The sequence below is a fragment of the Dictyobacter sp. Z7_2 genome, assembly GCF_057551105.1.
In genome coordinates this window covers 4,319,625-4,334,153 of sequence record NZ_BAAJPE010000002.1, presented here as the reverse complement: position 1 = coordinate 4,334,153, position 14,529 = coordinate 4,319,625, and the positions used below count along the sequence as shown (strand labels likewise).

Genomic DNA, 14,529 nt, shown 5'->3' with positions numbered 1-14,529 from the left:
GAAAACGTCCTTCTATTAATACAAGTGATACTATAATTTATTATCTGTTGCTAGTAATAATGAGATATCGATATAAACAGAAAGATTATCAACATATGCGATTTCTTCACATTTCTTTCTTGGGTCTCTGTCTCGTCATCTGCTTGAGTAGTTGTAGTCAAACGATTACCCCTCTTGCTAGTGCCACACCAACACCTACTTTATCTGCACAAGCGCAGTCCTATCTGCTCGCAGCATTGGACATTCTGCAAGAACACTCGCTGAATCGCAAGAAGATTAATTGGAACATGTTGCGGCACCAGGCTTTAAAAGATGCAAATGGTGCCAAAACACCAGCCGACACCTACCCGGCCATCAGGAATGCCTTGGATGCACTAGGTGATCATCATAGCCGTTTCGTAGACCTACAAACCATGCAGCAACAAGAAAGGGGCGCGTTACAGAATTATGAGATCCCCAGTGGACAACTCTTAACCTCTGGCGTTGGCTATCTCCAGCTCCCAGCCATATTAGGATCAGAGCAGGCAGAAAAGCAGTATGCCTTGCTCGCCCAGAAGGCCATCAGAGAAATTGATCAGAGCGTCACCTGTGGTTGGATCGTGGATCTGCGTTACAATACTGGAGGGCAATTAGGGCCTATGCTTGTTGGAGTTGGGCCGATCTTGGGGGAGGGAACTGCCGGGTTCTTTGCCTTTCCTGATGGAACCAGGCAGAACTGGGGGTACGTTGATGGGCAGGCTCAAGAGGCAGGCTCCCCACCACTACTCAGTATCCAGAACCCTTATCACCTCAAGTATCCAAACCCTCCAGTTGCCATCTTAACCAGTGTTAGCACAGCAAGTTCTGGCGAGGCTATGGTTGTCGCCTTCCGCGGGCGTCCACACAGCCATAGTTTTGGCCAGTCTACCTATGGCCTTCCCACTGCGAATGAGTCTTTCCGATTACGTGATGGAGCATATCTGGTGCTCACGGATGCCATCGATGTTGACCGCACAGGGCACAAATACGATGGTGCGATCGCTCCTGATGTCATGATCCCGCCTAACCAAAACACGAGTCTTTTCCGGACTGCCACAACCTGGTTGCATAGTCAGCAGAACTGTCAGAAGTAACAGAAAAAACAGAGGGAAAGTCGAGAGAGCTGATAATAAGTGCGAAGAATGGTTCATACACATTGGGAGTGAAAAAGAAGCGTTCTTCCAATGAGACGAAAAAGACTGTGACAGAGAAGGCAGAGAAATTGATAAGGAAAGTCATCTCTCATCAGGCTAGGTCCGAGCCGATACTCATCCAGCTTCACCTAATGTATATAGGCGAGCTAACAGACAATGGACTGCACACAGACAGCAAGCGCAATTGCCTTATAAATTAGTGAGGCGTTTGTATAGGCATTGAAGAGCAGGGCCAGGCTCCACGTCGAGCTCTTTCTTTAAAGTTTCTGTACAACGCTGATATTGACGCAAAGCTAAACCTCTTTTCCCCAACTGCAAATAACAACTCATGAGTCCATGATGTGCTTCTTCAAGACAATTGTCCATTGTTAATAGATGCTTCCAATGGCTAAGACTTTCGTCAAAGCTTCTCTGCTTCCAAGCCATTCGCGCAAGAACTTGATGTATATCGAGATAGAGAGTACGCAATTCATCACATTTGACAATGCGCCAATCGCTATAAAAAGATTGGACATAATCTCCTCGATAGAGACCAGCAGCTTTGAGAAAGTGAGCTCTTGCTGTCATCGTATCTTCTGCTTCAAGTGCCTTTTTTGCTTGTGTATAATGGTTTTGGAATATGGAAACATCGTACTCTACCTCATAAAGAGAAGTAAGCTTCAATTCATACGTGCCAGCTTGATAGATAATAGCTTTTTCCCCTAGAGCTTTGCGTGCATAAAACACATTGGTACGAAGTGCTTGCTCTATGTTGCCCTTAGTCTCGGGCCAAAGCGCAACAAAAATTTGTTCTTTTTGAACGGGACGGCCTTTCTCAAGCAAAAAAAAGACTAACTCCATTGCTCGTGCAAGATGCCATTGGATGGCAAGACCATTATCGTGGGTGATCACAGGTTCTCCTAGCGCTTGTATATGCAATGACGATATATCAGAACGAAGGGAGCTTACAACCGGTGGGAGTACATCAGCAGAGGCAGAAGGAGCCTGATGCTGGAAAACACCAATCTTCTTATTGTGAGGCGGGGTTATAGATGCCATCTCTTGCTGTGTTTTCACAAACTGTTCCAGTTTCGGAAGACGATGAAGCTCAGTATTGATGAGGTGCTCAAGGCGGTCATGCTGGGCTATAGTTACCAATTCCTCCATACGTCTGATCACTTCACCTACATCTCCGCCTAGCGTGACCTGACAGGCTGCGATACGCAAAGAGAGCCGAGTTTGCTCCCGTTTGAGACCTATTTGACACAGATCATCCTCGATAGACGTGAGACAGGAATATGCTTCACTAAGATGTCCTTCATATAAGGAAATAGTTCCATGGATCAGTTCTCGTAACACACTTTCATAGTGGATTGATTTCACGTCGTCAGTTTGCATATGTATTTGTGAAACCTGTAACCGAGCAGTGTCGATATCTCCCAGGAAAACATAGGTCATAGCCAGCATACGATATGCACAGTTTCTAAGATGGGTATCCTTCATTTCGAGAGCGAGGAAGAGCCCGTCGTCTAAACACGTCAAGGCTTGACTATAAAGTCCTTGATCCAAGTACAATTCTCCTTGACTCACCAGGATGTAAGCTCTTTCTCGACAAAAGCGGAGACTTCTATTGCTCAAATTCAAAGCTTGAGCAAAAAGCGAGTCGGCCTCAGCGAACTTCTCCTGATAGTGTTTGATAAGTCCCTCTCGGATAAGATCATCAATTCTTCCTCGCTCAGTGGATAAATGGTTCCAACAGGCATGCGCGCGAGTAAGGTGGTGTTCGGCCAAGACAAAATTCCCGAGCAAGCCATAGATGTTGGCTAACGCTCCATGCAGTTCTGCTATTTGTTGGTTTTTTACATTACGTCCTCGAAGATGAAGTGCTTTCTGGAAGTACACAATGCCCATTTGAAAATTCCCAAACAGATTCGCCCCAATACCCAGACACATATAGGTCTCTGCTTGCAGCGTAATTTCATCAATCGAGATTGTATCGAGCACGTTTTGACATAATGCCTGTGCTTGAGAATAGTCTCCTTTGTAAAAAAGCATTCTGCTCTGGAGAAGTGTTGTCTCTGCCAGCAAAACCCTAACATCATCCATTCTAGTAGCAGGAATTTGATCAGCAATGACCTTGGACCCTATTTCCAATAACTGCTCTGCATGAGAATATTCTCCAAAGAGCATGGCAATTTTTGTACGAACGAGAAGTAATGTAGGGTGAATAAACGGCATAACAGAAAGGAGTTCATCGATCCAACAAGCAAGAATTTCAATTTGTCCCATTACAAACATATCCTTCTGTACTTCCATGATGGCGGATTCAGCGAACTGCCACTCATTGGCTTGGAATGCGTGATAAACCATCTGGTAATAGTTTCCACTTGCATAAAATATTTCTGCAGCTTTTTTATGGAGAAAGACAAAATGTTCTGAAGACTGGCTTTTAAGCTCATCTAATAAAATATCTCTTACACATGGATAACACTCATAAACCGATTCCTCATTTTCTTCTCTCTTTGTCAAAAAACCTTTTTGTTCCAGATAATGCAATCGCTCTTCAGCATCATTAACATGAAGCAGATCGTTACATAGGGATGTAGTCATGCACTGGAGAACAACAGCATCTTTCAGAAAGGTATAGTTTACAAGGTCATAACAAAATACCTCATTAAATAAATAAAAGAAGAGTTCTTTTCGGCTCTTCAGAATTGTTAGTGATAGAGAATGAGTATGGAAAGAGTGTGTTTTGTCTAAGCACTGGATATCTCCTAGACGCGTTCCCAGTAGGATTCCTGCGATCCATCCATCAAATAAAACGGCTATTTGTTCTGCCTCGATCTCGCTAAGAAATACAGTTCCTTGAAGGAGTGCAAGCTGGCCAATTTCTGAGGATGTAAAGCGTAGAAACCTCCTGTCCAAACTAAGTATCTTCCGTTGGATGATCAGTTGCGCAAACTTCAACTCAGGAACGCTGCGGCTCTCGATAACTACAAGACAGTGTGCAGGTAAACGCTCCAAGAAGCGATTCATCAGAGTGTTGATAGTATGACTCTGACTTATCTCGTGATAGTTGCAGAAAAAAATAGCGAAACGATCGGTGATTTCCGATTCTATGGCGGCAATAAAGGAATCTACAATTTCTTCGCATATATGTTCTATTCTTACTGAATCAGTAATCACTGATGTAATATTAGCAAGCGCGATTTCAAATGTTTTGCCAATATGAGGAAAACATTGACGTATACTTATAAGAAGTGTATTAAAGAAGGTGATTATATCAATATCTGTGTGGTCAAGAAAATACCAGCAACAAGAAATGCTTGTGCGTTGAGCAAAATCTGCAAGTAAGATTGTTTTTCCATATCCTGCTGGCGCAGAGAGCAATATAAGTTTATAGGAAAATGATTTCACAATTGGGCTGCCAATAACCTCGTTAAGTGTCTGGACAAGCGATGCTCGATGAAGGGTCTTTGGAGATACTACTGGTGAAGTAACTTTACTGAGGGTTGACATATTAACCATAATTTTTCTCCATATAAAAGCTAATCACTATCATAAAATCAACTAGGAGAAAATACAAAATATATTTCTCCTTTCACAAGATATATGAATTTTCCAGCAATAGAGATAGATTTACTCTTGTGATACCTCTATGATAAAATATCGAATGCACGAAATAACCGTGCATTTGCACAAAAAAACTAAATCTTTTTATGAAGGATTAAAAATGGAGAATATGGCGTTCTCTGGTTTCGGAGATTTACTCAAAGCCTGGCGCAAACGGCAGAGGTTGACGCAAAAGGATTTGGCCGCCTTAATGGGAGTCCATCGCAATACGATTGGAACCTGGGAACTTGGCGATTTCCTTCCCGAGAGCAAAACGATTGTATTGGAGCTGGCCCATCAGTTACAACTAGACACAGATGAGACGCGTCGCTTACTGGAAGCCAGTCTCACGGCACTCTCACCCTATTGGAACGTTCCATACCAACGAAATCCCTTCTTTACAGGTCGCGAGGATGTACTGCATCACTTACATGAGGCATTGACAAGGGAGCATAGTGCAGTCGTGAGCCAATCATATGCGTTAAGTGGTCTAGGAGGCATTGGCAAAACGCAGACGGCTATCGAGTATGCCTATCGTTATACAAATGACTACACTGCGGTTTTCTGGATCGATGCAGAAACGCTGGAGAGTATTACATCCAGTATGGTTGATATTGCTACATTACTCAATTTATCTGAAAAACAAAATCAAGATCAAGCTCAGATATTGACAGCCGTTATGCGTTGGCTCAATAGCCATAATAATTGGCTACTGATCTTCGATAATGTCGAAGATCCAACACTCATACAACACATGCTTCCCTCTGCTCGCTACGGTTTTTTACTCTTTACTTCGCGCAGACAGTCATTAGGATTCTCTACAAAAATGCTGGCACTCGAACAGATAACCATTGAAGAGGGAATACTCTTCCTGCTACATCGTGCAGGATTCTCTACATCTGTTACATCTTTGAATCAGCATTCCTACGCAAATGTAACACGTGCGCGAGAGATAGTCACAGCTATGGATGGATTGCCACTGGCACTCGATCAAGCAGGTGCCTACATAGAAGCGACTCAATGTGATCTTACTGACTACGTACAACTCTATCAGAAGTATCCAACGCAACTATTGGATACACGTTCTGCTGTTGCAGACCATTCTAATTCAGTAGTTAAAACCGTTCTGCTTTCCCTCAAAAGCTTAGATCATATTAATCCCGCTGCTGCTGATATATTACGTATCTGTTCTTTCTTATCGCCCGATGCCATTCCAGAGGAATTATTTACTCAAAAAAGTATTTATCTAGGCCCAAAACTCAGCGCCATAACCACAGACGCTTATATGTTTAATCAAGCTGTCGGAGCTATACTCCATTATTCCTTACTCAAACGTCACATAGAGAACCATACATTTTCACTTCATCGCCTTGTGCAGGTTGTCATTCGGGAATCGATGGAAAAAGAAATACAAAAACACTGGGCGGAGCAAATAGTACATCTTCTGGATAAGGCGTTTCCTTCGAGTGAGATGAGTACCTGGACCCAGTGTCAACGCTACTTACCTCATGCAATCCTATGTGCAAATCACATAGAACATTGGAACATGATATTCCCTGTAGCGAGTAATTTACTTCATGGTATTGCCTTTTATTTACATGAGCGATCACAATATAGACAAGCAGAACCATTCTATCAGCAATCATTGCATATTCGTCAACAAGGTGAAGAATATACTGATACTATAAAAACTCTGGGAAACCTCGCTATCCTTTATAGAAATGAAGGAAAATATCCTCTAGCAGAACCACTCTTTCATCAAATACTCAATATATTAGAGAATGCAGAGACGCCAAACCTCTCTCTCTATATGCAGGGTCTAAATAATCTAGGAGCACTTTATGTTGATCAAGGAAAGTATACACAAGCAGAACCTCTCTTTCGGCAAGCACTGAAACTTGCTGAGAATCATCCAGCAGGGAAAAACTACTTATACATTGAAGTAAGCATAAAAAATCTTGCGATCCTCTACAGCCAGAGAGAGCAATATGCCGAGGCCGAAGTGCTCTTTCAACGTGCAATTGCACTCAACGAACAGTTTCATGGCTCTACTCATCCACGTGTAGCACTCTGCTCAAATTATCTGGCAAATGTTTTCTATAAACAAGGAAAATTCCAACAAGCGGCTTCACTTAACCAGCGAGCAGCCATCCTATTTAAACAAGCCTACGGCTCACAAAACCGTCGTGTTGCCTCCACGATATTATTATTTGCTAATCTTGCTCGAGATCAAGGAAAGTATCCCTCGGCAGAAATATTTTATCAGAGAGCGCTCTTTCTTTTTGAGCATATTTTAGGAGCAGAGCATCCTGAAACAGCAGATACCTTGCATGACTTCGCCCGCTTTCGCTGGATGAACCAACAAAGAACAGATGCACTCTCTCTTTATCAGCAAGCACTGAGGATTCGAGAGCAGACATTAGGACTAGATCATCATAAAACAAAAGAAACTCAGTCAGACTATATGCAACTCTTGCAAGAATTGGATAGGACCAATAAAGCAGAGCAGTTAATCAAAGACGCCCGCATAGAAGTGCCAACAGTTGAAATGTCGAATAACGCGGCGATAACTGTTGAGCAAAGCAGAGATGTTTATCCAGCATGTCCTACTTGCCAGAAAAATGAAGCTGTTGTGCACAGTGGCGTCAATCGAGCGGGAACACAGCGTTTCCGCTGCCGTTCATGCCAGCGTTATTTTACTCCTGGAGCGAAACAACGTGGCTACGATGCATCAATCAAAGCGCAAGCGCAGGCACTTACCCGAGCAGGAGTAAGTACCCGTGATATTGCCAAAAAACTCAATATCCATCATAGTACCGTTAGTCTGTGGGCCAAAGATACCCAGGAATAAGGATCCATTAGATACCTTTAATAATTACGCAGCGAAATGTGGGAAGAAGGGGATTATTGTTTTGTCCATCTCAAACGAATAGGTTCACCTTTTTCAGCTTTTCTTGCCTGCCATTTTTCATTAGCCTCTTTTTCATCCAAGAGGACAGTACCAGGCTGATTGATTAACCATAGAGAAAACAAGTTGGCGAAGAAATATAATCATGTAATCTTTTCCTCGTTGCTTCTGAATCTTCCATTTCATTGTATTCCTTTCAGCATTATTGTTTTTAGCTTTCACTAAATCAATATAGCATGTAAGTTATGATAATACGCACACAATTTCTAATGAATAGGTAGATGTTTAGAGTGGAAGTTTTACAAATCTATCCAGAGGCTGAAGACCTTTGATTTTTTGTGGTTTACGGCCTCATGCGAGAGCAGTCAAACTACTACCTCCATGCATATAATTCGTCCAAAAATGAAACCAGCCCACAATGATATGAAACATGAAGCGCATCGCGAAAAGTATGCACGCCTAATTGTTGATAGATATTTTGTTTATGCTTGGTCACTGTCATGGTGCTGATATTGAGCGTTCGTGCGATAGTTTCCAGGCTACAACCATGGCACATTAACGTTAAAACCTCGCGCTCTCGCTTTGAAAGCGTATCATTGATCAAAGTCAAGGCTTCTGGCCGCTGGTAACTCCAAATAAACATCGATTGCTCACAGGTATGGAGTAGCCAACCGCAAAGTCGAGCAAGCGCGTGAGCCAACTGAAGTGAAAAAGCTGGAGTAGTAGGTTGGTTTACTTGCCCTTTCACTACAAGTGTTCCATAGATCCGCTTCCCAAATTGAATAGGAAAATGGCTATGGTAATTGGGCGGGATATACAAATCCTCGGATGAGTGATGAAAAAATAAGCAAAAACGATGCTCTGCTCTCTGCTCAAATGTCGCTAAAAAGGCTCTTATTTCTTGCACAGTCGTATGTTCATTAAAGTGTTGCACGAAGATAAAAGCATCCTCAAAATATGTCAGGAGTTCAACTGAGGTATCAAGAGTAGGAATACCAGCTTCATAATGCTTATCTCCAAAATAGGTACCATCATCTGAAATCAGTTCATCCGACGATCTAATTGCCATAATAAATTCTCCATAAAAACTCTCTATGAGATTCTCACTCAGTGAATACTATGCAAGAAACTCAAGCTTTAAAACAATCACGAGATATATTTACTCTTGTGCTACTATTATGATAGTGGGCTGAATGCACGGAATAACTGTGCATTTCCCCTAAAAATTTTCTGGAAAGATTATGATGGAGAATAGATTCTCTGGTTTCGGAGATTTACTTAAAGCCTGGCGCAAACGACAGAGGTTGACTCAAAAGGATTTGGCGACCTTAATGGGAGTCCATCGCAATACGATTGGAACCTGGGAGCTCGGAGACTTTCTCCCCGAGAGCAAAACGATCGTGTTGGAGTTAGCCCATCAATTACGACTGGATACAGATGAGACGCGCCGCTTACTGGAAGCCAGTCTTACAGCACTTTCTCCCTACTGGCACGTTCCACATCAACGCAATCCCTTTTTCACGGGTCGTGAGGAGATACTACACCACTTACACGAGACTTTAAAACAGGGGCATAGTGCAGTTCTAAATCAATCATATGCATTGAGCGGTCTAGGAGGCATTGGCAAAACGCAGACGGCGATCGAGTATGCCTATCGGTACGCAGATAATTATACAGCAGTTTTCTGGATCAGTGCAGAAACACCAGAAACTGTGATCTCCAGCATGATCATCATTGCACATATTCTCAATTTAGTAGAAAAACAGGAGCCAGAGCAGGGGAAAATTGTAGTAGCGGTCACACGTTGGCTCAGCAGTCACAAGGATTGGCTCCTGATCTTTGACAATATTGAAGATCTAGCGCAGATAAAAAGTTTTCTGCCTACTACGCGTTCCGGCTCATTGCTCTTCACCTCCCGTCGACAATCATTAGGGCTCACCTCGCACGCATTCACCCTTGAACGCATCACAGAGGAGGATGGGGTGCACCTGCTTACCCATCGTGCCCGAATTCTCCAGGCAACAGATACAATAGATCAACTCTCATCAACAGATTCACAATTTGCCAGGGAGATTGTTTCTGTCATGGATGGCCTTCCTCTAGCACTAGATCAAGCTGGCGCCTATATAGAATCTACTCAATGCAGCTTATCCGCCTACTTGCAACTCTTCCAGGCTTATCAGGTACGACTACTCGATGAACGAGAGGCACACGACAACCATCCCTTATCTGTAACCAAAACATTTGAACTGGCATTTGGACATTTAGAGAGGAAAAATTCATCGGCAGCGGAGATACTCACAATCTGTGCCTATCTTGCCCCCAATGAGATTCCCGAAATGTTTTTCATCCAGGGTGCATCATGCTTAGGACCAACCATTAAAAAACTTGCGGATGATCCATTTTTGTTCCACGCCGCATTCAAAGAACTCCTTATGTATTCGTTAGTACAACGCAATACAAGTAACGCCACCATCTCAATTCACCGGCTGGTACAGGCGGTGCACAAAGCACAGGCATCAATAACAAGCCAACAAATGTGGATTACCCGTATATTGCATAGTATGGCTCAACTTTTTCCCTCTTATGAGGGTAGACAAGAGACCTATTGGAAAACAAGCGAACAACTTCTTCCGCACGCGCTGATCTGTATAACACTGCATGAGCAACTAAATGAGGATAAGGCATTACGCACAGTATTGATCACCTTGATGAGTCATGTAGCAACCTACTTGTCAGGGCGTGCCCGATATGTTGAGGCGACTTCACTCTTCCAGCGCGCGTTGTTAATGGGAAGACAAATATTAGAACCAGAACATTTTTTACTCACAGAAATACTTAACGAACTAGCAGAGCTTTACAGAACACAAGGAAAACACAAAGAGGCAGAACCACTTTTCCTGCATGCATTGCAGATCAGAGAACAAACGTTAGGGTATGAGCATATTTCTATAACGTCCCCACTAAGTAGACTTGCCAATCTCTATTTCAATCAGGGGAAATACGCACAGGCTGAACCTCTTTACCAACGAGCTTTATCTATTTTAGAAAGAAATGTAAGCGCAGAACACCAAGAACACCAATTTGTCGAGACACTCAATGGCTTGGCTGCACTCTATATAGAACAGGGAAAGTATCAACAAGCCGAACGGCTATTAGAGCAAGTACAGAATATTTGGGAGCAAACACTCCTATCTGATGATCTTACAATAGCCCAACCACTCTGTAATCTAGCATTTTGTTATTCAGAGCAAGGGAAATATCAACAGGCGCTCCCCCTCTACCAGAAAGCTTTAAGCATTTGGGAACAAAAACTGGGAGATAGCCACCCTCTAGTAGCTATCCCACTTCATGGATTAACTATCTTGTATTACAGACAGGGAATATTCGAACAAGCCGAACAGGTGGGTCAAAGAGCTTTATTTATTCGCGAACAAGCTCTAGGGCCAGTTCACGATTACATAGCGCAGATTCTAAATATTCTGGGATCCATAGCTCACGCGCAAGAAAAATACGAACAAGCCGAGTTACGCTTTCAAAGAGCATTACAAGTGTGGGAAAAATCCCTGGGGCCAGAGCACTTGAATATGGCTCGAGTGATGAGCAATCTCGCCAATCTCTATGTTAAACAAGAGAAGTATGAAGAGGCTAAATCACTTTTCCTACATGCATTGCACATTCGTGAAAAGACTCACGGCCCTAATCATCCATATCTTGCATATCCACTCCGCGGACTAGCCAATTGTTATTTCAAACAAGGGCACAACAAACAAGCAGAACCACTCTATCAACATGCATTACAGTTACGAGAAGAGCACTTAGGGCAGCATCCAGAGACAGCAGACATTCTAGCCGAATTCGCGGCATTTTATGAATCTCAGGGAGAAAATCAACAAGCGATGGCCCTGTACAAACGTGCCTTAGAAATCAGAGTCAGTGTTTTAGGTAATACACATCAAGAAATAGAGGAATCACAAGCCGACTATACCCGCATCTTGGACAAAATACACCTTAATGAATCACCTTAATGAGCCACATTTTTACTCGTTTCGACAAGCACAGTCCATTGAATATTGGCACCTTGTACCTCAACGTGGACAGTGCGTGTCTGGCCAGCAGCAGACGAGCTTTGATTTTGTGTGATCGGCTGTCCTGTCTGAGAGCAGCGAATGGTGGAGTTCTCACCAGGATCGATGTAGACAGTCATGCTACCAGTCCCCAGACAGGTAGCAATCACAGCATACGAATTTTCGGCCGTAAACGATTGATCCACAAAATGGGCCGCATCTCCGGTATGATTATAGACAGCATGCCATCCTGGATCAGCAGTAAGTGCGGGCAATGTGACAGGGGTGGAAGTTAAGGGAAGGGTGGTTGGCACCGGAGATAGCTGAGTGGTCGTCTGTGGCGTTTTCGTGACGTCGCAGGCGGCAAGCCAAAGAGAACTACTTATACATGCAAGGAGCACCACAAAAGAAAAAGATAACTGCTTACGCATAGTATTCACTCGTCCTAAAAATGATAGTGATCGTTATCTTTCAGCATTTCAAAATAGTACACTTGTTGCCGAAAGATGTCTCTCATGAGTGTCGAGCGAAGCGAGGACACCGTAGCGTCACACGCTCGCGTGTGATGTTCCACTCGACGTACGATCAGGCCCGCTCGCATGGTGCACCGCAATCAGACTGACCTGCGAGGTGTGCCGCAAAGAGCCTGCTGGCTCGTACGAGTCACAGGGACATCGCACGCAAGCGTGCGACGCTACGGTGTCCTCGCTTCGCTCGACACTTTTGTTGCTCAGGCTAGATATTTCCGTTTTTAGATCAGAGCGTGCGGGATATCACTCAAACATGGTAATCATAGTTTCCATGCGCATGCCGCGTGATCCTTTCAGGAGTACAAGATCGCCGGATTGCACCTCCTGCTTGAGGAGATCGGCGGCGGCGCGTTTGGCGGCTTCTAATTCTGCCTTGTTGCTGACGTCAGCGCTAAAGTAGTAGGTGTTCTTTTCTGGCATCCCCGCAGCGATAGCGCCCTCAACGTAGAAACGAGCCTGATCACCGATGGCGATGAGATAATCCACAAAGCCAGCCAGGGCAGAGCCGCTGTCGGTGTGTTCGGCGCGTGCATAGGTACCAAGTTGGAAGATATCGCCCAGGATGGCCCAACGTTTTCCATTGGGGGCCTTGTTTGTATTGTGCATGGCGCTGGTGATGGCGACAATCGACTGGCGATTGGCGTTATAGGTGTCGTCGATGAGGATACTGTTGTTGGGGCCAGATTTGATTTCGCAGCGTCCTGGTGCAGGTGAGAGATCTTCCAGAGCCGAGACGACATCGTCCAGTGGCATCTCGGCCGCGTAGCCAGCGGCAGCGGCAGCGAGGGCAATGGTGACACCGTGTTCGCCAGGAAGACGAAGTTGAACGGGCCGCTGTTGATCGCGATAGTGCAGCGTGAAGCTACGTCCGAAGAGGGGATCACCACCGATATTGCTAGCGTGTACCGTCGCCTCTGCACTTGTACCATAATAGATGACACGCGCTTGCGTTTTCGCCGCCATAGCGCGCACATTTTCATCGTCATAGTTGAGAATGGCAAAACCGTCAGGAGAGAGAACCTGCACCAGTTCGCTTTTGGCAATGGCGACGTTTTCCTGTGTACCAAAATATTCAAGGTGAGCGGCACCAACGCTGGTGATGATAGACCAATGGGGGCTGGCAATGGAATTGCTGAGCCAGGTTAGCTCGCCGACCCATTGAGCACCCATCTCCAGCACAGCGTAACGGTGTTGTGGCTCCAGGCGAAGCAGCGTGATGGGATAGCCAAGCTCGTGGTTATATGATGCAAAGGTTTTAAGCGTGGGAGCTTTACGGCTGAGCACGGCAGCCACCGCATCTTTTGTGCTTGTTTTGCCATTGCTCCCGGTGATGCCTATGCGAATGGTATCTTTCTGACGCTGAGCACGTGCGCGTGCTGTGGCGTGAAGAGCGACAAGAACATCGGGCACAACGATCTGTAAAAAGTCGGGGGGGACGTCGGTAGCCGGTGTGCTGCACAGAACGGCCAGTGCGCCTGCACGAGCGGCATCCGGAATGAAGCTGTGACCGTCGCTGCTGGCTCCTTTGCGAGCAATATAGAGGTCGCCGGGCATGATCAAGCGACTATCATGATGGGCTGAGCGGAAGACCAGATCAGGATCGGGAGTGACACTACTCTGGATATGGACCTGATTGGCGTTACTTTGTAGTATATCGTTGAGCGTGAACATGTGTAAGTAATATCCTTTACTTCTCTTCTCATTTGAGACGATTATATCACGGGCGTTGATTTTTCGTCTATGCAGGGAGTGAGCAGTTCAATGCTGTCAGGTTTGTCGAGGGTATAAATAGGAATATCTTCCCATCCTTAAACTTGGCCAACAACGATAGGATTTTTGGAATATGGTACATTTTTGACTGCAATCATGAAACCTATACTCTTTATATCCACTAGGGTACCATTTAAATGTGAATAGAATATGAAATTTACACATCAAGTGCGGCTAAATGGAATTTTTATACTCATTTTTTATAACTTGCAGTGACGCTTACCATTGCAAAGATGAATAAGATGGGGTACTTTAACGATATGCAAGCAGTTTCTAACGAAGAACTCTTAGTTGCAGGATATTCTGAAAAGCTCATTTATAATGCCAATCTCTTGACGAAGATTACCGGCAGTCGCTTCTTCAAGATATTATTTTATATGGTATCAAGCAGCCCGCAGACTATTAGCTTGCCACTATATTTCACTCGGCAGGAGGGTTCGAATGCGATATTAAGCATAATCGGGAGCATACCTGCAATTTAACATAAACCA

Annotated in this window: 7 protein-coding genes; 3 read left to right on the top strand and 4 right to left on the bottom strand. The window is 44.4% G+C overall.

The window, feature by feature from the left end:
* The first annotated feature begins 95 nt into the window (after positions 1–95).
* Positions 96–1,112: a S41 family peptidase gene (locus tag AC27N8_RS31545; RefSeq protein WP_487072993.1), complete on the top strand. Its 1,017-nt coding sequence runs from the start codon at positions 96–98 to the stop codon at positions 1,110–1,112.
* Between the two features lie 249 nt (positions 1,113–1,361).
* Here AC27N8_RS31545 and AC27N8_RS31540 read toward each other — a convergent pair whose 3' ends face one another.
* Positions 1,362–4,679, bottom strand: coding sequence for a BTAD domain-containing putative transcriptional regulator (locus AC27N8_RS31540; RefSeq protein WP_487072991.1), 3,318 nt, complete (start codon positions 4,677–4,679; stop codon positions 1,362–1,364).
* Positions 4,680–4,809: 130 nt separating this feature from the next.
* On the opposite strand from AC27N8_RS31540, the gene fxsT (AC27N8_RS31535) reads away from it, so the two are divergent.
* Positions 4,810–7,614, top strand: coding sequence for an FxSxx-COOH system tetratricopeptide repeat protein (gene fxsT / locus AC27N8_RS31535; RefSeq protein WP_487072989.1), 2,805 nt, complete (start codon positions 4,810–4,812; stop codon positions 7,612–7,614).
* A 430-nt stretch (positions 7,615–8,044) separates the two neighbouring features.
* Here fxsT (AC27N8_RS31535) and AC27N8_RS31530 read toward each other — a convergent pair whose 3' ends face one another.
* Positions 8,045–8,740 (bottom strand): helix-turn-helix transcriptional regulator, encoded by a 696-nt coding sequence (locus tag AC27N8_RS31530; protein WP_487072987.1) that lies wholly within the window; start codon positions 8,738–8,740, stop codon positions 8,045–8,047.
* Between the two features lie 172 nt (positions 8,741–8,912).
* Between AC27N8_RS31530 and fxsT (AC27N8_RS31525) the strand changes: the two genes are divergently transcribed.
* Complete coding sequence (gene fxsT / locus AC27N8_RS31525) at positions 8,913–11,699, top strand: FxSxx-COOH system tetratricopeptide repeat protein (protein WP_487072985.1); 2,787 nt, start codon at positions 8,913–8,915, stop codon at positions 11,697–11,699.
* On the opposite strand, the gene AC27N8_RS31520 is transcribed toward fxsT (AC27N8_RS31525), so the two are convergent.
* Positions 11,696–12,169 (bottom strand): hypothetical protein, encoded by a 474-nt coding sequence (locus tag AC27N8_RS31520; protein ID WP_487072983.1) that lies wholly within the window; start codon positions 12,167–12,169, stop codon positions 11,696–11,698. The two genes, fxsT (AC27N8_RS31525) and AC27N8_RS31520, sit on opposite strands and share 4 nt — an antisense overlap.
* Before the next feature lie 342 nt (positions 12,170–12,511).
* Entirely contained in the window at positions 12,512–13,939 is a 1,428-nt protein-coding gene (locus tag AC27N8_RS31515) for a UDP-N-acetylmuramoyl-tripeptide--D-alanyl-D-alanine ligase (protein WP_487072981.1), read from the bottom strand.
* Between the last annotated feature and the right edge of the window lie 590 nt (positions 13,940–14,529).

Coding starts and splice junctions, on each gene's coding strand:
- AC27N8_RS31545 (WP_487072993.1), top strand. CDS start 96: ATGCGATTTCTTCACATTTCTTTCTTGGGTCTCTGTCTCGTCATCTGC.
- AC27N8_RS31540 (WP_487072991.1), bottom strand. CDS start 4,679: ATGGTTAATATGTCAACCCTCAGTAAAGTTACTTCACCAGTAGTATCT.
- fxsT (WP_487072989.1), top strand. CDS start 4,810: ATGATAAAATATCGAATGCACGAAATAACCGTGCATTTGCACAAAAAA.
- AC27N8_RS31530 (WP_487072987.1), bottom strand. CDS start 8,740: ATGGCAATTAGATCGTCGGATGAACTGATTTCAGATGATGGTACCTAT.
- fxsT (WP_487072985.1), top strand. CDS start 8,913: ATGATGGAGAATAGATTCTCTGGTTTCGGAGATTTACTTAAAGCCTGG.
- AC27N8_RS31520 (WP_487072983.1), bottom strand. CDS start 12,169: ATGCGTAAGCAGTTATCTTTTTCTTTTGTGGTGCTCCTTGCATGTATA.
- AC27N8_RS31515 (WP_487072981.1), bottom strand. CDS start 13,939: ATGTTCACGCTCAACGATATACTACAAAGTAACGCCAATCAGGTCCAT.